Origin of the sequence: Allobosea sp. (assembly GCF_030695125.1) — a bacterium.
In the GTDB taxonomy this organism is placed as follows: Bacteria; Pseudomonadota; Alphaproteobacteria; order Rhizobiales; family Beijerinckiaceae; genus Allobosea.
In genome coordinates this window covers 56,606-75,375 of record NZ_JAUYTP010000008.1, presented here as the reverse complement: position 1 = coordinate 75,375, position 18,770 = coordinate 56,606, and the positions used below count along the sequence as shown (strand labels likewise).

Here is an 18,770-nt window from a genome sequence, read left to right as displayed (position 1 = left end):
CGAAGCGCAGTGCAGACCCGAGAATCTCTTAGACCAGCTCGCTGGTTTTGAGAGATGGTCGGGTCAAGCCCGACCATGACGCAGGAACCATGAGGGAGACGACCATGGCCGAAGCCGCCCGCAGCCACAGCACGAGCCACAAGCTGGCCGAGTTCACTTGGGACGACGCCTTCCTGCTCGATGAGCAGCTGACCGAGGACGAGCGCCTGATCCGCGACACGGCGCGCGACTTCGCGCAGGAGAAGCTGCAGCCCCGGATCTCGGAGGCCTATCTCGACGAGAAGACCGACCGCTCGATCTTCAACGAGATGGGCGCGCTCGGCCTGCTCGGCGTGACCGTGCCGGAGGAGTATGGCTGCGCCGGTGCCAATTACGTCTCCTACGGGCTCGTCGCCCGCGAGGTCGAGCGCGTCGATTCCGGCTATCGCTCGATGATGTCGGTCCAGTCCTCGCTGGTGATGTATCCGATCTACGCCTATGGCGACGAGAGCCAGCGCAAGAAGTACCTGCCCAAGCTCGGCTCGGGCGAATGGGTCGGCTGCTTCGGCCTGACCGAGCCCGATGCCGGCTCCGACCCCGCGGGCATGAAGACCCGCGCCGAGAAGGTCGCCGACGGCTATCGCCTGACCGGCTCGAAGATGTGGATCTCGAACTCGCCGATCGCCGACGTCTTCGTCGTCTGGGCGAAGTCGGCCGCGCACGACAACCAGATCCGCGGCTTCATCCTCGAGAAGGGCATGAAGGGCCTGTCGGCGCCGAAGATCGGCGGCAAGCTCAGCTTGCGCGCCTCGATCACCGGCGAGATCGTCATGGATGGCGTGATCGTGCCCGAGGAGAATCTGCTGCCCAACGTTTCGGGCCTGAAGGGTCCGTTCGGCTGCCTCAACCGCGCGCGCTACGGCATATCCTGGGGCGTGATGGGCGCGGCGGAAGACTGCTTCCACCGCGCGCGCCAGTATGGTCTCGACCGCAAGCAGTTCAACAAGCCGCTCGCCCAGACGCAGCTGTTCCAGAAGAAGCTCGCGGACATGCTGACCGAGATTTCGCTCGGCCTGCAGGGCTCTCTCCGCGTCGGCCGGCTGATGGACGAGGGCAAAATGGCCCCCGAGATGATCAGCCTCGTCAAGCGCAACAATTGCGGCAAGGCACTCGACATCGCCCGCCAGGCCCGCGACATGCATGGCGGCAACGGCATCTCGATCGAGTACCACGTCATGCGCCATGCGGCGAACCTCGAGACGGTGAACACCTATGAGGGCACGCATGACGTCCACGCGCTGATCCTCGGCCGGGCGATCACCGGGCTGCAGGCGTTCTTCTGAGCGTATCCGGCAGCCGTCATGCCCGGGCTTGACCCGGGCATCTCGTCCCGCGTGAACTTCCCCGGAGATGGTCGGGTCAAGCCCGACCATGACGTCGAGCCAAAGGCGCCATGACCGTCACACCTCCCCTCGCCGGCCTGCGTGTCCTCGAACTCGCGCGCATCCTCGCCGGGCCCTGGATCGGTCAGGTCCTGGCCGATCTCGGTGCCGATGTCGTCAAGGTCGAGGCGCCCGAGGGCGACGACACCCGCAAATGGGGGCCGCCCTTCGTCGAGGGCGCGGGCGATGACCACCTGTCTGCGGCCTATTTCCACTCCGCGAACCGCGGCAAGCGTTCGATCACCGCCGATTTCCGCACAGCCGAAGGCCAGGCGCTGGTACGAAAGCTCGCCGCCCATGCCGATGTCGTGGTCGAGAACTTCAAGGTCGGCGGCCTGGAGAAGTACGGGCTCGACGCCGCCTCGCTGCGGGCCGCCTATCCGCGGCTGATCTATTGCTCGGTCACGGGCTTCGGCCAGACCGGTCCCTATGCGCCGCGCGCCGGCTACGACTTCCTGGTCCAGGGCATGGGCGGCGTGATGTCGCTCACCGGCGAGCCCGAGGGCGCGCCGATGAAGGCGGCCTATGCGACGGCGGACATCTACACCGGGCTCTACGCCACGATCGGTATCCTCTCGGCACTGCGCCGGCGCGACGCCACCGGCGAGGGCGCGACGCTCGACATGGCGTTGCTCGACAGCCAGATCGCCGTGCTCGGCAACCAGGCGCTCAACTATCTCGTCTCGGGAAATCTGCCGCCGCGGCTGGGCAACGCGCACCCTAATATCGTGCCCTATGACGTGTTCCCGGTCGCGGACGGGCACATCATCATCGCGACCGGCAATGACGGGCAGTGGCGCAAGCTCTGCGAGGTGCTGGGCGAGGCAGGCCTGGCGGACGACCCGGCCTATGTCGACAACCGCTCAAGGGTGAAGAACCGCGTGGCGCTCACCGAGCGGCTGCACGTCCTTTGCCAGCGCTATCTCAAGGTCGACCTGCTGGCCGCGCTCGAGAAGGTCGGTGTCCCGGCCGGCCCGATCAACGCCGTCGACGAGGTCTTCGCCGATCAACAGGTGGTCGCGCGCGGGGTGCGCGTGGATCTCAAGAGCGAGCAAGCGAAGGGCGGCGCGATCCCGACGGTCGCATCGCCGATCGTCATGGACGGTGTCCGGCAGGTGTCGCCGCGCCCGAGCCCGCGGCTGGGCGAACATGTCGATGAAATCCTGAACGACCCGGCCTGGGGCGGGCCCCTCGGATAATGTGACGTACCCGGCCCTCACCCTTGAGGCGCCGCGAGAGGAATGTGGCTATGGCACTACGCACCGGCGGGCAGATCCTCGTCGACCAACTCCTGATCCATGGCGCGACCGACGCGTTCTGCGTGCCCGGCGAGAGCTATCTTGCCGTGCTCGACGCGCTGCATGACGCCAAGCTGAAGGTCACGATCTGCCGGGCCGAGGGCGGCGCCTGCATGATGGCCGAGGCCGCCGGCAAGCTGACGGGAAAGCCCGGCATCTGCTTCGTCACGCGCGGGCCTGGCGCCACCAACGCCTCGCCGGGCGTCCATATCGCGCATCAGGATTCGACGCCGCTGATCCTGTTCGTCGGCCAGATCGACCGCTCGATGCGCGAGCGTGAAGCCTTCCAGGAACTCGACTACCGCGCCGTCTTCGGCACGATGACGAAATGGGCGACCGAGATCGACCAGGCCGAGCGCATTCCCGAGATCATCAGCCGCGCCTTCCATGTCGCCACCTCGGGCCGGCCGGGCCCGGTCGTGATCGCACTGCCGGAGGACATGCTGACCGACGTCGTCGAAGCGGTCGATGCCGAACCCTATCAGGTGACCGAGACCCACCCGTCTCTGCTGCAGACGATCGACCTGCAGAAGCGGCTCTGGGCGGCGAAATCGCCGGTCGCGATCCTCGGCGGCTCGCGCTGGGACCCGCAGGCGATCGCGCGCTTCCAGCGCTTCGTCGAGCGCTTCGACCTGCCCGTCGCCGTCTCCTTCCGGCGGCAGATGCTGTTTCCGGCCGACCACCCGAATTTCGCCGGCGATCTCGGCATTGGCCCCAATCCCAAGCTGCTGGCGCGGATCAAGGAAAGCGACCTCGTCATCCTTGTCGGCGGGCGGCTCTCGGAGATGCCGAGCCAGTCCTACTCGCTGTTCGGCATTCCCAATCCGGGAAGGCCGCTGGTGCATGTCCATCCCGACGCCGAGGAGTTGGGCCGGGTCTACCGGCCGTCGCTGGCGATCAATGCCTCGCCGACCGCCTTCTGCGCCGCGCTGGAGACGGTGCATCCGCCGCAGGAAATCGCCTGGGCCGGTGCGGCAGCAGCGGCGCATGAGGCCTATCTCGGCTGGAGCGAGCAGCCTGCGCCGGTGGCTGGTACGTTCCATCCCGGCGAGATGGTGCGCTGGCTGCGCAACCACCTGCCGGACGATGCGATCCTGTGCAATGGCGCCGGCAATTACGCGACCTGGGTGCACCGCTTCCACCGCTTCACCAAGTTCGCGACGCAGCTGGCCCCGACCTCTGGCTCGATGGGCTATGGCGTGCCGGCTGCGATCGGCGCCAAGCGGCTCTATCCGGAGCGCACCGTCGTGGCCTTCGCCGGCGACGGCTGCTTCCTGATGAACGGGCAGGATTTCGCCACCGCCGTCCAGTATGACCTCCCGGTCATCGTCATCGTCGTCGACAACGGCATGTACGGGACGATCCGGATGCATCAGGAGCGTGAGTATCCGGGCCGCATTTCGGCGACGACGCTGAAGAATCCCGATTTCGCAGCCTACGCGCGCGCCTTCGGCGGGCATGGCGAGCGCGTCGAGACGACCGAGCAGTTCGGCCCGGCCTTCGAGCGGGCCGTCGCCTCGGGCAAGCCCTCGATCATTCATTGCCTGCTCGATCCGGAGGCGATCACGCCGGCCAAGTCGCTCTCGACCATCCGCGCGGAGGCGCTGGCGGCGAAAGGGTGACGCTGGCGCCCCGCCGCATCGCGAAAAAAATGTTAACCGCATCGGTGAACCTGCGCTGAACCTTTTGCGACCATTCCTCGTTGATCAGCCGATTGGCAGAGGATGATGACGATGGCGGCGCAGCGGATAACGATGTTGGGGCTTGCGGCGGCGATGGCCGTCTCGGGCGCGCCGTCGGTCCAGGCGGCGAACCTGTTCGAAGAGCTCGGCCGGGCCATCTTCGGCGGCGGCCCGCGCCTGCGGGCGACGCCGATCTATGAATATGACGAACCGCAGCAGCGCCTGCCCAGGGCCAAGGCGCCCGAGGTCTCGTCGAAGCCGAAGCCGCCCGTGGTCCAGCTCGATCCGGCCACCGACCCGAACTGGTACCTGAAGGATCCGACGCTGCGCCGCGGCGACATCGTCGTCACCGCCCAGGGCGTGATGGTCTACCAGGGCGCGCGCGGCAGCGAAGACAATCGCAGGGCCGAATTCACCGCCCTGGGCGGCGGCAAGGATGCCAAGGGCTGGAAACACCAGCTGGAGACGGCCGCGGCCGGCGGCCGCAGCTTTTTCGATCCGGCCTCCGCTCCGCCCAAGCCGGGCCTGACGGTTCAGGCCGAAGTCGCGCCCAAGCGCTGACAGACGGGCCTCGTCAGGCGAGCCTGGCGGCGACGAGCTTGCGCAGGCTGCGCAGATCCTTGACGAAACCGCGGATGCCTTCCGCAAGCTTCTCGGTGCCCATCGCGTCCTCGTTCATTGCGAAGCGGAAGGCTTTCTCGTCGAGCTTCTGTCGCGCGGGGGCCTCGCCGGGCGATTCGGGCATCAACCTGCGCGGCAGATCGCCCGTCGCAGCGGCGAGTTCGTCAAGAAGGCCGGGCCCGATGGTCAGCCGGTCGCAGCCGGCCAGCGCCTCGATCTCGCCCGTGTTGCGGAACGAAGCGCCCATCACCACCGTCTCGATGCCATGCGTCTTGTAATAGGCGTAGATCGCGCGAACGGAGACAACGCCCGGATCCGTCTCGGCCGTGTAGGGGCCGCCCCCGGCCTTGACGTGCCAGTCGAGAATGCGACCGACGAAGGGCGAAATGAGAAAAGCGTTCGCATCGGCGCAGGCGACGGCCTGAGGCAGCGAAAACAGTAGCGTGAGATTGCAGTCGATGCCTTCGGCCTGCAGCACCTTGGCGGCCTGGATGCCCTCCCAGGTCGAGGCGATCTTGACCAGGATCCGGTCCTTCTCGATGCCGCGCTCCTTGTAGGCGGCGATGAGGGCACGTGCCTTGGCGATCGTGGCCTGCGTATCGAAGGACAGGTCGGCATCGACCTCCGTCGAAACCCGGCCGGGCACGATCTTGGTCAATTCGGCGCCGAAGGTGACAGCGAGACGGTCGCAAACCGCATGGACCGTGTCCTCGTTGCCAGCGCCGGCCTTCTTGCCCCAGGCGATCGCCTCGTCGACGAGCCCGGCATAGGCAGGGTTCTCCACCGCCTTGAGAATCAGCGTCGGGTTGGTGGTGCAATCGACAGGCTTGAGCCGGCGGACGGCTTCGATGTCGCCGGTATCGGCGACCACCGTGGTCATCTGGCGGAGCTGGTCGAGCTTGGAGGCGGTCATGATTGTCCTGTCGCAGAGCGGATGCAGAAGGTGGACGGAACGTGGGGCGCAGGGGGAGCGGGGTCAAGCTGTCGGCAGGCAGATCAGCCTTGCGCACCCGCACGGCCTCCGGGCGGCGTGATGGGCTTTGCGATTTTGGCGCCACGCCGCGTCGGCACCATGACGGCGGCTTCATGGATATGTCATATGCGGAGACTACCGCCAGCGCAGCCTCAATTCAGGACATCCGCAAAGGAGAGCACCATGCGTTTCAAGGCGTCACTGTCAGCGCTCACGATCGTCTCTGTCGCCGGGGCCCTGCTGGCCGGACCGGCCTTGGCGGCCGAAGGCAAGCTGGTCCTTTATACCAGCCAGCCCAACACCGATGCGCAGCAGACGATCGATGCGTTCAAGGCGAAACATCCCAAGGTCGACATCAGCTTCGTGCGCGACGGAACGCCGCGCGTGATGGCCAAGCTGCGCGCCGAGTTCGAGGCGGGCGCGCCGCAGGCCGACCTGCTGCTCATCGCCGATGCGGTGACGATGGAGGGCCTCAAGAAAGAAGACCGGCTTCTGGCGCATGACAAGGCCCAGACCTCGGCCTATCCGGCCGGCATCCACGACCCCGCCAAGTTCTGGTTCGCGACCAAGCTGATCACCACCGGGATCGTCTACAACACCAAGGCGCCGATGAAGCCGACCAGCTGGCTCGATCTGACCAAGCCCGACGTGAAGAACCTGCTGGCGATGCCAAGCCCGCTGAACTCCGGCGCCGCGATGATCCACACGATCACGCTGAGCAGCAACCTGCCGACCGGCTGGGCCTTCTACGAGGCGCTGAAGGCCAATGGCGCGCTCGCCGCCGGCTCCAATGGCGACATCCTGCGCCAGGTCGCGACCGGCGAGAAGCTCTACGGCATGATCGTCGACTTCATGCCGATCCGTGAAAAGGCCAAGGGCGCGCCGGTCGAGTTCGTTTTCCCGAGCGAGGGCGTCTCGGCGGTCAGCGAGCCGGTCGCGATCCTGAAGACCAGCAAGAACCCGGAGGCCGCCAAGGCCTTCGTCGACTTCCTGCTCTCCAAGGACGGTCAGGAACTGGCGCTGAAGCAGGGCTATGTCGCGGCTCATCCCGACGTCGCCCTGCCCGCCGGCTACCCCGCCCGCAGCGCGATCAAGCTGATGCCGTTCGACGCCGCCAAGGCGCTCGCCGACGAGGCTTCGGCGCGCAAGCGCTTCAGCGCGATCTTCGAGTGACGCTCGCCGCCCCAACGGGCTGGCAGGAGACCAGGCCCCGCCCTCCGTGGCGGGGCCTGACTCTGCCAACCGGCCTTGGCCTGCCGCTGCTGGTGACCGCCTGCGCGATCCTGCTCGGCGGCCTGCCCTTCCTGCGGCTGGCGGCGGCCGCCTTCGCGCCGGGCTGGCAGTTTGCGCCAGACGCCGCGCTGGCCGAGATCGGCAGCCGGGCGGCTGTCAATGCGACGCTGCACACGCTGGAGACCGCCGGCCTTTCGGCGATCGGCGCGCTTTTGATCGGCGGCGCGGCCGCGATCCTGCTTGGGGTCACCGATGTGCGCGGCAAGCGGCCGATCGCGTTTGCGCTCGTCTTCTCGATGATGATCGCGCCGCAGGTGGCCGCGCTGGCCTTCCTGAGCCTGTTTGCGCCGCATTCCCCGATCCTGTCGCTGCTCGGCCTGTCGCCGGCGCCCGGAACGCCCAACCCGCTGCTTGGGCGCGGCGGCATCGCGCTGGTGATGGCGCTGCATCACGCGCCGCTGGTCGCGATCACGCTTTGGACTGGCCTGCGCAGCGTGCCGCATTCGCTGATCGAGGCCGCCCAGATGGAGGGCGCGGGTCCGCGCAGCATCGTGACCCGTATCCTCCTGCCGGTGCTGCGGCCGCAGATCATCGCCGCCGCGCTGCTCGCCTTCGTCGCGGGCGTCGGGAATTTCGGGATTCCGGCGCTGCTGGGCCTGCCGGTCAATTACCTGACCTTGCCGACCCTGATCTACCGTCGGTTGTCGAGTTTCGGCCCGGCCGGGCTGCCCGACGCGGCGGCGCTGTCAATCCTCGTCGCACTGGTCGCGGGGCTCGGCATCATCGCCGGCATGCTGGCGACGCGGCGGGCCGGCGGCAAGGTCGAGATCGAACGGCCCTTGCAGCCGTTCTGGGAACTCGGGCGCGCCAGGCCCTTCGTGCTCGGCGGCCTTCTTCTGCTGCTGGTGGTCAAGCTGGGCCTGCCCTTCCTGGCGCTGCTGGGCGAGGCGCTGACGCCGGCGCTCGGCGTCGCGCTGAACTGGCAGAGCCTGACCTTCGACAAATTCGCCGAGGTTCTGCTGCGGCAGGATGTGACGATCCGGGCCTTCCGCAACTCCTTCCTGTTCGCCGGCAGCGCCGCGCTGATCCTGGCGCTGGCCTCGATCGCCTTCGCCTATGCGCTCGAGCGGCGGATGGGACGCTTAAGGCGCATCGTCGAGGTGGTGATCGAGCTGCCCTATGCCCTGCCCGGCGTCGTGCTCGCCATCGCCTGCATCCTGATGTTCCTGAAGCCGTTGCCGCTGCTGGGGGTGAGCATCTACGCCACGCCCTTCATCATCCTCTTCGCCTATCTCGCGCGCTTCCTGCCGCTGGCACTGAAGGCTCCGCTGGCGGCGATGGCGCAGATCGAGGCACATCACGAGGAGGCGGCGAAGCTCGACGGCGTGACACTCTGGCAGATGCTGCGCTTCATCGTGGCGCCGATCCTCGCCCCGGCTGCGACCGTCAGCGCGCTGATGGTCTTCCTTGTCGCCTTCAACGAGTTGACCGTGTCGGCGCTGCTGTGGTCGTCGGGCACCGAGACGCTCGGCGTGGTGCTGTTCTCGCTGAAGGAAGCCGGGCTCGCGGGTGAGGCGGCGGCAGTCGCCATCAGCGCCTCAGCCGTCATTCTGATCGCCATGCTGGCGCTGGACAGGGTGGCGCAGCGGCTTTCCCAGAACGTGCTGCCCTGGCGGATCTGAGTTTTTTGCGGAGAGGCTAACTGGCCTCGCTTGCCCCGACCCGGCTTTCACCCATCAGCAGGGCGCGGCTGGCCTTGGCCTCGCGCACCAGGAAATCGACGATCGCCCGCACCCGGGCGACGTCCTTCAGATCGGCATGCACAAGCAGCCAGAACGAGCGCGTGATCGACACCGTCTCGGGCAGAACCGGCACGAGGCGCGGCTCGGCCTCCGCCATGAAATGGTGGATCACCCCGATGCCGGCGCCGCCGACCACCGCGTTCATCTGCGCCAGCACGCTGGAACTCTGGACCTGAGCGCGCAGGCCCTTGGCGATCTCGTCGAGATAATCGAGTTCGGGCGTGAAGATCAGGTCGTCGATATAGCCGACGATGCGATGGGCGAAGAGGTCCTCCGGCTTGTCGACCGTCGGCATCGTGTCGAGATAGGCCTGTGTCGCGTAGAGGCCGAGGCGGTAGTCGGACAGCTTGCGGGCGACAACCTTGCCCTCCTTGGGCGGGGCGAGCGTGATCGCGACATCAGCCTCGCGCTTCGACAGCGAGAGCAGGCGCGGCATGGCGATGAGCTGCAGCTCGAGCCCGGGATAGGCGCTCGCCAGCTTGGCGAGACGCGGCGCCAGGAAAGCGGTGCCGAAGCCGTCGGGTGCACCGATCCGGACCGTCCCGGCCAGCGCCATGTCGGCGCCGCCGATGTCGCTCTGGATCGCCAGCGCATCGGTTTCCATGCTCTCGGCCTTGGTCAGCAGACGCTCGCCATGGGCAGTCAGGGTGTAGCCCTGCGGCCGGCGCTCGAAGAGCTTGGCCTTGAGCGAATCCTCCAGCGAGGTGATGCGCCGCGAGACGGTAGCATGGTCGGCGCCGAGCCGGCGCGCAGCCGCCGTGAGCCGGCCCGAGCGGGCGACCGCCAGGAAGAAGCGCAGATCATCCCAGTCGAACCGCTCCATCGTCACGCTCCCCGATATTCGCTTTTGCGCACGCCGCTTCGTCCAAGGTCGCTATAGCCGTGCGCAAACGTGAATGGTAGTGGTGGCCACCAGTTCGAGACATCACCATTCGTAGGGAGGGCGCGATGCGTCAGGTTGGGCATTTCATCGGCGGCAAGCATGTCGCAGGCACCTCTGGCCGCACCGCCGACATCTATCAGCCGATGGACGGGACGATCATCGGCCAGGTCGCGCTCGCCTCGGCCACCGAGATGCGCGCCGCCGTCGAGAACGCCGCCGAAGCCCAGCCGAAATGGGCCGCGGTCAACCCGCAGCGCCGCGCCCGCGTGCTGATGAAGTTCCTCGACCTGATCGCGCAGAACAACGATGAGTTGGCCGAGCTGCTCGCCCGCGAGCACGGCAAGACCATTCCCGACGCCAAGGGTGACATCCAGCGAGGCGTCGAGGTGGTCGAGTTCTCGCTCGGCGTACCGAACCTGATGAAGGGCGAGTTCACCGACGGCGCCGGCCCCGGCATCGACATCTATTCGCTGCGCCAGCCGCTCGGCGTCTGCGCCGGCATCACCCCGTTCAACTTCCCGGCGATGATCCCGCTCTGGAAGCTCGGCCCCGCCATCGCCTGCGGCAACGCCTTCATCCTGAAGCCCTCCGAGCGCGATCCGGGCGTGCCGATGCGCCTGGCCGAGCTGTTCATCGAGGCGGGCGGCCCGCCCGGGATCCTCAATGTCGTCAATGGCGACAAGGAGGCGGTCGACGCCATTCTCGACGACCCCGACATCAAGGCCGTCGGCTTCGTCGGCTCGACCCCGATCGCCGAGTACATCTACGCCCGCGGCTGCGCGGCCGGTAAGCGCGTGCAGTGCTTCGGCGGCGCCAAGAACCACATGATCATCATGCCCGACGCCGACATGGACCAGGCGGTCGACGCGCTGATCGGCGCCGGCTACGGCTCGGCCGGCGAGCGCTGCATGGCGATCTCGGTGGCGGTTCCCGTCGGCAAGGCGACCGCCGACGAACTGGTGAAGCGCCTGATCCCGCGCGTCGAGAGCCTGAAGATCGGCCCCTCGACCGACGCCAGCGCTGATTACGGCCCGGTCGTCACGAAGGCGGCGATGGAGAAGATCAAGGCCTATGTCGACACCGGCATCGCGGAGGGCGCGAGCCTCGTCGTCGACGGCCGCGACTTCACCATGCAGGGCTACGAGAACGGCTTCTATGTCGGCGGCTGCCTGTTCGACAACGTCACCAAGGACATGCGGATCTACAAGGAGGAGATCTTCGGGCCCGTCCTCTCCGTGCTGCGCGCCGAGAGCTATGACGAGGCGCTGAAGCTCACCAACGACCACGAATACGGCAACGGCACCGCCATCTTCACCCGCGACGGCGATGCGGCGCGCGACTTCGCTTCGAAGGTCCAGGTCGGCATGGTCGGCATCAACGTGCCGATCCCGGTGCCGCTGGCCTATTACACCTTCGGCGGCTGGAAGCGTTCTTCCTTCGGCGATCTCAACCAGCACGGGCCGGATTCGATCCGCTTCTACACCAAGACCAAGACGGTGACGGCGCGCTGGCCGAGCGGCATCAAGGACGGCGCGAGCTTCGTCATCCCGACGATGGGTTGAGTCAGGCAAGGAGGTGGTGGCCATGTTCGCGCTGAGCGAGGACCAACTCGCCATCCAGGAGATGGCCACCGCCTTCGCCAACGATACGCTGGCGCCCCATGCGATGCGCTGGGACGAGGAGAAGCACTTCCCGGTCGCGGAGATGCGCCAGGCGGCCGCGCTCGGCATGGGCGGTATCTACATCGCCGAGGATGTCGGTGGCTCCGGCCTCACGCGGCTCGATGCGGCACTGATCTTCGAGGCGCTCTCGACCGGCTGCCCGACGGTGGCCGCCTACATCTCGATCCACAACATGTGCGCCTGGATGATCGACCGCTATGGCTCGGCCGAGCAGCGCGCGGACTTCCTGCCGAAGCTCTGCGCGATGGAGCATCTGGCGAGCTATTGCCTGACGGAGCCGGGGGCCGGCTCGGACGCGGCGGCCTTGAAGACGAAGGCGGTCCTCGACGGCGACCACTACATCCTCGACGGACAGAAGCAGTTCATCTCGGGCGCCGGCGTCTCCGACCTCTATGTCGTCATGGTCCGCACCGGAGAGGCCGGCCCCTCGGGCATCTCGACGCTGGTGGTCGAGAAGGACACGCCCGGTCTGTCCTTCGGCGCTAATGAGAAGAAGATGGGCTGGAACGCGCAGCCGACGCGGGCCGTGATCTTCGAGAACTGCCGGGTGCCCGTCGCCAACCGGCTCGGACCCGAGGGTATCGGCTTCAAGATCGCGATGGCGGGGCTGGATGGCGGGCGGCTCAACATCGGCGCCTGCTCGCTCGGCGGCGCGCAAAGCGCGCTCGACAAGGCGCTGGCCTATGCCCAGGAGCGGAAAGCCTTCGGCTCACGCATCGCGGATTTCCAGGCGTTGCAGTTCAAGCTCGCCGACATGGCCACGGAACTGGAGGCAGCGCGCAGCCTGCTCTGGCGGGCCGCGGCGGCGCTGGACGCCAAGACGCCGGACGCCACGAAGCTTTGCGCCATGGCCAAGCGCGTCGCGACCGATACGGGCTTCACCGTCGCCAACGACGCGCTGCAGATCCATGGCGGCTATGGCTATCTCGCCGATTACGGCATCGAGAAGATCGTCCGCGACCTGCGCGTCCACCAGATCCTCGAGGGGACCAACGAGGTGATGCGGATGATCGTGGCGCGCGGGCTGGTCGGCCGGGCCAAGGGGAATTGAGGGCTATGCGGCAAGCGGCCTCACGCGCTTGTCGATATCGGCTCCGGACGCGCGCCGTGCCGCCCGCAGATCATAGTCCGTCTGCAGGTTCATCCACATCTCCGGCGTCGTCCCAAAGAACTTCGCCAGGCGCAGGGCCGTGTCGGCCGTGATGGTGCGCTCGCCCTTGACGATGCCCGAGATGCGGCTCACCGGCGCATCGATGTCGCGCGCCAGCCGGTTCTGGCTGACACCGAGCGGCCTCATGAAGTCCTCGAGCAGGACCTCGCCGGGCGGGATCAGGTCCAGCACCGCCTCGTCGCGTTCGACCGCATCAGTGATAGTCGACGATTTCGACGTCATGCGCCTCGCCCTCCTTCCAAATGAAGCAGATCCGCCACTGGTCGTTGACGCGGATCGAATGCTGCCCGGCGCGGTCCCCCTTCAGGGCTTCCAACCGGTTGCCGGGCGGCACACGCAGATCATCGAGCCTGGCGGCCGCATGAAGCAGCAGCAGCTTGCGCCTGACCACGCGCTCGATCGCGGCGAACCGCCGGACCGGCTTGTCGTGGAACAGGAGTTCGGCCTCTCTCTGCGCGAACGATCCAATCACAGCAAAAAAGTATTCCGCCAAAGGTATTCCGTCAACAGGAATGGGGATTAAGACCATGACCAGCATCGCCTTCATCGGCCTCGGCAATATGGGCGGCCCGATGGCCGGGAACCTCGTCAAGGCGGGGCATGAGGTCCGCGCCTTCGATCTGGTTCAGGCGTCGAAAGATGCCGCTGCCGAGTTGGGGGTCGCGATCGCGGGCTCGGCGCAGGAGGCCGTCGCGGGCGCCGATATCGTCGTCACCATGCTGCCGGCGGGCAAACATGTGCTCGCCGTCTGGGGCGACGTGCTGCCCCGCGTGAAGAGCGGCGCCCTCTTGATCGACTGCTCGACCGTCGATGTCGAAAGCGCGCGCAAGGCGCATGGGCTGGCCGGCGAGCACGGCTGCCTCTCGCTCGACGCACCGGTCTCCGGTGGCACCGGCGGCGCCAAGGGTGGCACGCTGACCTTCATGGTCGGCGGCACGGAAGCGGCCTTCGCGCTGGGCGAGCCGATCCTGAAGGCGATGGGCCGGCGCATCGTGCATTGCGGCGCCGCCGGCAACGGCCAGGCCGCCAAGATCTGCAACAACATGATCCTGGGCATCTCGATGATCGGCGTGTCCGAAGCCTTCGTGCTCGCGGAGAAGCTCGGCCTCTCGCATCAGGCGCTGTTCGACGTCGCCTCGACCTCGTCGGGCCAGTGCTGGTCGCTGACGACGTACTGCCCGGTGCCCGGCCCGGTGCCGACCTCGCCGGCCAACAACGATTACAAGCCCGGCTTCGCCTCGGCCCTGATGCTGAAGGACCTCAAGCTCTCGCAGGAGGCGGCCCAGGCGGCCGGCGCCTCGACGCCGCTCGGCGCGGCAGCGACGCAACTCTATGGCCTGCACAATGGCTGGGGTGAAGGTGGGGCGGACTTTTCGGCCATCATCCATCTGCTGCGCGGGCGCGACGCCTCGTGAAGGAGGCTTGCAAGACGGCGTAGCGCGGGTTTAGGACGGACGGCATGAACGACGCCTCCCGTCCTCGCGAACGCTCCGCCCTCACGGGCTTCGCCGTCAACATGCTCGACCGCCGAGAGGATCTGCGGAACAAGCCAGACGCCGTGAACGCGCTGCGCCACCGCTCCGATACGCGCATCGCGGTCGTCGCTGGCGAGACCCCGATCCTCAAGCGGCTGGACGGCGAGGCACTCTCGGTCTGGTTCAGCCATGGCGAGACGCAATCGCTGGGAGACGGGCTCGAGGAGGTGTTCCTCGGGCTGGCTCCGGACGGTGCCCCGCGCTTCGCCAGGTTGCTCGATCGGTCTCTGGCCGATGGGCTACGCGAGCGCCCTGAACTCTTCGTGACCGATCTGCGCTCCGTCGCATTGAAGAAGCTCGTTCCGAAGGACGAACTCGGGCCGCTCGGCCAGGGCAAGGCGCTGCTCGACTGGCACGCCCGGCATCGCTTCTGCGCCCAGTGCGGCGGCCCGACGACGTCGGGCGCCGCCGGCACCAAGCGCGAGTGCAGCGCCTGTGGCGCGCAGCATTTCCCCCGCACCGACCCGGTGGTTATCATGCTGGTGACGCGCGGGGAAACCTGCCTGCTGGCGCGGCAGGCCCGGTTTGCACCGGGGATGTATTCCTGCATCGCCGGTTTCATCGAGCCGGGCGAGACCTTCGAGGATGCGGTGCGCCGCGAGAGCTGGGAGGAGGCCGGTCTGCGCGTCGGCACCGTCCGCTACATCGCCTCGCAGCCCTGGCCGTTCCCGTCCTCACTGATGATCGGCTGCATCGCGGAAGCGCTCAACGACGAGATCGTGCTGGATACGACCGAACTCGAAGCCGGGCGCTGGTTCAAGCGCGACGAGGCGCTGCAAATGCTGGAGAGCGCCCATCCCGACGGGCTGACGAGCCCGCAGCACCTGGCCATCGCCCACACCCTGCTCAGGGCCTGGGCGATCGAGGGGGAGCGGGCCTGAGACGCGGACGACCGCACTTTCAGACCAGTTCCTTCAAGCCGTCCGGCGTTTCGATGCGCGCCACATAGCGCAGATCCGCGCCCATCACGACCTCGGGCGGACGGTCGATGTTGAGCTCGCGATAGAGCTTCACGATCGCGGCCCCCTCGGGATGGGCGAGAACGAGCGACCGCAGCCGGGCGCCAAGATCGGCGATTGTCGCCATCGAACGCGGCTTTCCGCGCCGATCGATGATCGAAGGCATCGCGCCACCGAGCGGCAGCGATCCGTCATCGGGAATCGCGAAGTCGAAGGACGGGCTGTCGGGCGGCAATGCCACCTTCCGGCCGAAGATGCTCTCGCGCCCGGCCAGAAACGCGTCGATGCCATCGGTCCGAGCGACCCAGCCGCGCAGGCGCCGCCCGTCGTCCCAGGCCCGCCGGACGCCGGTCCGATCATCCAGGCCGAACCAGCGCGGCCGTGCCGGCGCGCGACCTTCGGGATCGAGCGAGATGATCTCCAGATAGACCGTTTCGCCCAGCTGCAGCAGGTGGTTGTGCGTGCCCATGTAGCCGTGGCGCTGGCCAAACGGGACGTCGAGATCCAGGCAGGCCCTGACATGCGAGACGCCCTCGGCCAGCGACGGCGCGATAACGGTGAGATGATCAAGATGGAGCATTGCCTCTCGCGAGGCGCCAGGGATCCGCACCGAGATCGACCTTAAAAAGAGGGCCCGGGGCGCGACTTTCGTTCACCACCCGGGCCCGGTCAAACTCTCGGGAGCGGGGCGCTTACTGCCCCCAGGCGAAGGTGTAGCTGGCCCCCAGGCCGACAGTGAACTGATTGCGGTCGCCGAGACGAACGATCGGCGAGTCGTTGGCAGAACCGATCAGGCGATCGTATTTGACGAAGGTCCGCGTCGTCCAGGCCGGCGTCCAGCGGTAGTCCAGTGCCGCCCCGGCCCCGACCGACCTCAACCCGCCCTTGGCGCGATAGGGTGTCAGGGTTCCGTTCAGGGCGGCTTCCCCCGGTGATACGCCGAAATTGCGATCCATGTAGGAGCCGTTGGCCAGCGACAGGCGCGGGCCACCCGAGAGGGTGAAGGCGCCGAAACGCTCGACCCAATCGACCGACGCATCGGCGACCACGCCGCGGTGGCCATGAAAGCCCTGACGAACCTCGAGACGCGTGCGGAGGCGATCCTGGATCGGCCAGAACTCGACGAAGGCGCCGCCTTCGATCGTCCAGGGCACATCGCGCAGGCCGAACAGGCGCCTGTCGTCGCCGAAATAGCGGCCGCTCTTGAACGCGCCGACCGGGCCGACGCTGAAGACGCTGGTCTTGTAGAGCGCAAGGCCGAAGCCGTCATCGGGAGCGCTGAACGAAAGCGGCTCGCCCGCGCGGCGCCAACTCAAGCTCGGCGAGCCGGAGAAGCCCATCTTGTCCGAGCCGATATAGCGGGGGCCGAACTTGCCAGTGGCGCCGATCGTCACGGTCCAGCCCGAAACGGGCTGCTCGGCGAAGACGGGCACGACCCGGTCAGCCGCCGTGGCTCCACCCGTCATGACGACCAGACCGGCCCAAGCGGCCACAGTCATTTTCAGATAAGACAATTGGCCCACTCCCGATCGCTGCAGCGCAGCAATGACATGACGGGGAGTGAACGCCGATGCGTCACATTGGTTGCAGCGATGATCGCCCTTCGCCGCAATCACACGATGATCGCCAGCCGCTGCGCCCGGGCGACGATCGATTCGTCGCCGAAGCTGCGCGAGGCACGAGGGCGCGCGTCTTATTCGCCCAGCTCGGCCAGCGTCGACCGGAACGCATGCGCCGGATAGACGCCGAGGATCTTCACCTCCTTGGAAAAGAAGGCGAGTTCGTCGAGCGCGCGGCGAAGGGCCGGATCGTCGGGATGGCCCTCGACATCGGCATAGAACATCGTCGCCGCAAAATGGCCGTCAACCATGTAGCTTTCGAGCTTGGTCATGTTGACGCCGTTGGTGGCGAAGCCGCCCATCGCCTTGTAGAGCGCGGCCGGCAGGTTGCGGACCTGGAAGATCAGCGTCGTGACTGTCTTGGTGGCGCCCTGGCGGGTGAATTCCGGATATTTCGACAAGATGACGAAGCGCGTGGTGTTGTGCTTCTCGTCCTCGATATCCTCCATCAGGATGTCGAGGCCGTAGACTTCGGCCGCGATGCGCGGGGCGATCGCTGCGCGGGTCAGATCGGCGGCTTCAGAGACCTGGCGGGCGGAGCCGGCCGTGTCGGCGGCGACCTCAGCCTTGAGGCCGAGCTTGCGGATGATCTTGCGGCATTGGCCGAGCGCATGAATATGGCTCTGCACCCGCGTCAGCGTCGCCAGCGTCGCGCCCTTCACCGCCATCAGATGGAAGCGGATCGGCAGGAAATGCTCGCCGATGATGTGCAGCCCCGAGCGCGGCAGCAGATGGTGGATATCGGCGACGCGGCCGGCGATCGAATTGTCGATCGGGATCATGCCGTAGCGGGCCGTGCCGTCCGAGACGGCTGCGAGGGCATCCTCGAAGGTCGCGCAGGGCAGAAGCTCGCAATCCGGGAAGACCTGCAAGGCAGCCTGCGACGAGAAGGCGCCGGGTTCGCCCTGATAGGAGACGATGACGGTCATGAATTCAGGCTCCGGCGCTGTCTTTGAGGATCGCGCGGGCGCGATCGAGGTCGGGCGGCGTGTCGACGCCGCGGGGCACGTGGTCGATGATCATCGCGTCGATGCGCATGCCGTCCTCCAGCGCCCGCAACTGCTCCAGGCTCTCGCGCTTTTCGAGGAGCGACTGCGGCAGGCTGACGAAACGGTCCAGCGCCGAGCGGCGATAGGCGTAGATCCCGACATGGTGATAGAGCGGCCCCTCGCCATAGGGCGCGGTCGCACGCGTGAAATACAGCGCCCGGAGTCGGCCAGGCGAGACATGGCTGCCGACCAGCTTGACCACGCTGGGCGCCGTCTTCTCCTCCTCGTCGTCGATCAGACCGACCAGCGTCGCGATATCGACCGCGCGATCGGCCAGCGGGGTGATGGCCGCCGCGATCGCGACGGGTTCGAGCGTCGGGAAGTCGCCCTGGACGTTGACGATGACGTTGTGGCGCCCTTCCGGGTCGAGCAGGTCGGCAGCTTCCTTGATGCGATCGGAGCCGGAGGGGTGGTCGTCCCGGGTCATCACGGCGCAGCCGCCGGCGGCCTCGACGGCCGCGCAGATCTCGGCGGAATCGGTTGCGACCGCCACGGGACCGATGCCGGCGGCGACCGCGCGCCGCCAGACACGAACAATCATCGGTTCGCCATGGATGTCGGCCAGCGGCTTTCCCGGCAGGCGCGTGGCCTTCATGCGGGCGGGTATCAGGATCAGCGGGTCGGACATCGGGATCGGTGAAGCTCTTGGGGTCTGTCGGCAGCCAGGGGTCTGAAGCGGGACCGTGCGCGAGATGCGCCGCGGCGAGCGTCAAAAGGTCTCAAAGCGGAGCGTGCTTATACGAGTTGCAATCCAGCGCGCAAAGCGGTTAAGCAACGCGTGGTGACGGGGCTCCAGCAGCCCGGTTTAAAGCTGTCTTGCCTCCCGCGCCGTTGGCGTTTGG

At 67.2% G+C, this 18,770-nt stretch carries 18 protein-coding genes; 10 read left to right on the top strand and 8 right to left on the bottom strand.

Annotation, left to right across the window (positions count from 1 at the left end; genetic code table 11):
* Nucleotides 1–104: 104 nt before the first annotated feature.
* The 4 genes from Q8S38_RS01665 to Q8S38_RS01650 all read left to right on the top strand — a co-directional run bounded on the left by Q8S38_RS01665 (nt 105) and on the right by Q8S38_RS01650 (nt 4,962).
* On the top strand, nt 105–1,322 hold the full coding sequence (locus Q8S38_RS01665; RefSeq protein WP_305678679.1) for an acyl-CoA dehydrogenase: 1,218 nt from the start codon (nt 105–107) through the stop codon (nt 1,320–1,322).
* A 110-nt stretch (nt 1,323–1,432) separates the two neighbouring features.
* Nucleotides 1,433–2,620, top strand: a complete 1,188-nt coding sequence (locus Q8S38_RS01660) for a CaiB/BaiF CoA transferase family protein (RefSeq protein ID WP_305678678.1) — start codon at nt 1,433–1,435, stop codon at nt 2,618–2,620.
* A gap of 50 nt (nt 2,621–2,670) precedes the next feature.
* Nucleotides 2,671–4,341, top strand: a complete 1,671-nt coding sequence (locus Q8S38_RS01655) for a thiamine pyrophosphate-binding protein (protein WP_305678677.1) — start codon at nt 2,671–2,673, stop codon at nt 4,339–4,341.
* Nucleotides 4,342–4,452: 111 nt separating this feature from the next.
* The gene (locus Q8S38_RS01650; RefSeq protein ID WP_305678676.1) at nt 4,453–4,962 is read left to right on the top strand and encodes a hypothetical protein; all 510 of its coding nucleotides are present in this window, start codon (nt 4,453–4,455) and stop codon (nt 4,960–4,962) included.
* A 13-nt stretch (nt 4,963–4,975) separates the two neighbouring features.
* Here Q8S38_RS01650 and tal read toward each other — a convergent pair whose 3' ends face one another.
* Nucleotides 4,976–5,935 (bottom strand): transaldolase, encoded by a 960-nt coding sequence (gene tal, locus Q8S38_RS01645; RefSeq protein ID WP_305678675.1) that lies wholly within the window; start codon nt 5,933–5,935, stop codon nt 4,976–4,978.
* Nucleotides 5,936–6,178: 243 nt separating this feature from the next.
* Here tal and Q8S38_RS01640 point away from each other — a divergent pair, with 243 nt between their 5' ends.
* Nucleotides 6,179–7,168: an ABC transporter substrate-binding protein gene (locus Q8S38_RS01640; RefSeq protein WP_305678674.1), complete on the top strand. Its 990-nt coding sequence runs from the start codon at nt 6,179–6,181 to the stop codon at nt 7,166–7,168.
* Nucleotides 7,165–8,910 (top strand): ABC transporter permease, encoded by a 1,746-nt coding sequence (locus tag Q8S38_RS01635; protein WP_305678673.1) that lies wholly within the window; start codon nt 7,165–7,167, stop codon nt 8,908–8,910. The genes Q8S38_RS01640 and Q8S38_RS01635 overlap by 4 nt, the downstream gene beginning before the upstream one ends.
* Nucleotides 8,911–8,926: 16 nt before the next feature.
* On the opposite strand, the gene Q8S38_RS01630 is transcribed toward Q8S38_RS01635, so the two are convergent.
* Nucleotides 8,927–9,853 carry a LysR family transcriptional regulator gene (locus tag Q8S38_RS01630; protein ID WP_305678672.1) on the bottom strand — a complete coding sequence of 309 codons (927 nt, stop codon included), beginning with the start codon at nt 9,851–9,853 and terminating at the stop codon, nt 8,927–8,929.
* A gap of 125 nt (nt 9,854–9,978) precedes the next feature.
* On the opposite strand from Q8S38_RS01630, the gene Q8S38_RS01625 reads away from it, so the two are divergent.
* Together Q8S38_RS01625 and Q8S38_RS01620 are read left to right on the top strand one after the other, a co-directional pair.
* On the top strand, nt 9,979–11,475 hold the full coding sequence (locus Q8S38_RS01625; protein WP_305678671.1) for a CoA-acylating methylmalonate-semialdehyde dehydrogenase: 1,497 nt from the start codon (nt 9,979–9,981) through the stop codon (nt 11,473–11,475).
* Nucleotides 11,476–11,497: 22 nt separating this feature from the next.
* A complete protein-coding gene (locus Q8S38_RS01620; protein WP_305678670.1) occupies nt 11,498–12,646 on the top strand; it encodes an isobutyryl-CoA dehydrogenase in 1,149 nt (382 codons plus the stop codon).
* Nucleotides 12,647–12,649: 3 nt separating this feature from the next.
* Here the strand turns inward: Q8S38_RS01620 and Q8S38_RS01615 are convergent, their stop codons facing one another.
* Together Q8S38_RS01615 and Q8S38_RS01610 are read right to left on the bottom strand one after the other, a co-directional pair.
* Nucleotides 12,650–12,988: a HigA family addiction module antitoxin gene (locus Q8S38_RS01615; RefSeq protein ID WP_305678669.1), complete on the bottom strand. Its 339-nt coding sequence runs from the start codon at nt 12,986–12,988 to the stop codon at nt 12,650–12,652.
* The gene (locus Q8S38_RS01610; protein WP_305678901.1) at nt 12,960–13,238 is read right to left on the bottom strand and encodes a type II toxin-antitoxin system RelE/ParE family toxin; all 279 of its coding nucleotides are present in this window, start codon (nt 13,236–13,238) and stop codon (nt 12,960–12,962) included. Before Q8S38_RS01610 ends, Q8S38_RS01615 begins: the two co-directional genes overlap by 29 nt.
* Nucleotides 13,239–13,293: 55 nt before the next feature.
* Here Q8S38_RS01610 and mmsB point away from each other — a divergent pair, with 55 nt between their 5' ends.
* Both mmsB and nudC read left to right on the top strand, forming a co-directional pair.
* Nucleotides 13,294–14,181, top strand: coding sequence for a 3-hydroxyisobutyrate dehydrogenase (gene mmsB, locus Q8S38_RS01605; RefSeq protein WP_305678668.1), 888 nt, complete (start codon nt 13,294–13,296; stop codon nt 14,179–14,181).
* A 44-nt stretch (nt 14,182–14,225) separates the two neighbouring features.
* Nucleotides 14,226–15,182 carry an NAD(+) diphosphatase gene (gene nudC / locus Q8S38_RS01600; RefSeq protein ID WP_305678667.1) on the top strand — a complete coding sequence of 319 codons (957 nt, stop codon included), beginning with the start codon at nt 14,226–14,228 and terminating at the stop codon, nt 15,180–15,182.
* 19 nt (nt 15,183–15,201) lie between these two features.
* Here the strand turns inward: nudC and Q8S38_RS01595 are convergent, their stop codons facing one another.
* The 4 genes from Q8S38_RS01595 to Q8S38_RS01580 all read right to left on the bottom strand — a co-directional run bounded on the left by Q8S38_RS01595 (nt 15,202) and on the right by Q8S38_RS01580 (nt 18,556).
* Nucleotides 15,202–15,840 carry a VOC family protein gene (locus Q8S38_RS01595; protein ID WP_305678666.1) on the bottom strand — a complete coding sequence of 213 codons (639 nt, stop codon included), beginning with the start codon at nt 15,838–15,840 and terminating at the stop codon, nt 15,202–15,204.
* A gap of 112 nt (nt 15,841–15,952) precedes the next feature.
* Nucleotides 15,953–16,774: a MipA/OmpV family protein gene (locus Q8S38_RS01590; protein WP_305678665.1), complete on the bottom strand. Its 822-nt coding sequence runs from the start codon at nt 16,772–16,774 to the stop codon at nt 15,953–15,955.
* Nucleotides 16,775–16,953: 179 nt separating this feature from the next.
* Nucleotides 16,954–17,808, bottom strand: a complete 855-nt coding sequence (locus Q8S38_RS01585) for a prephenate dehydratase (RefSeq protein ID WP_305678664.1) — start codon at nt 17,806–17,808, stop codon at nt 16,954–16,956.
* A 4-nt stretch (nt 17,809–17,812) separates the two neighbouring features.
* Nucleotides 17,813–18,556 (bottom strand): 3-deoxy-manno-octulosonate cytidylyltransferase, encoded by a 744-nt coding sequence (locus Q8S38_RS01580; protein ID WP_305678663.1) that lies wholly within the window; start codon nt 18,554–18,556, stop codon nt 17,813–17,815.
* Nucleotides 18,557–18,770 lie beyond the last annotated feature (214 nt).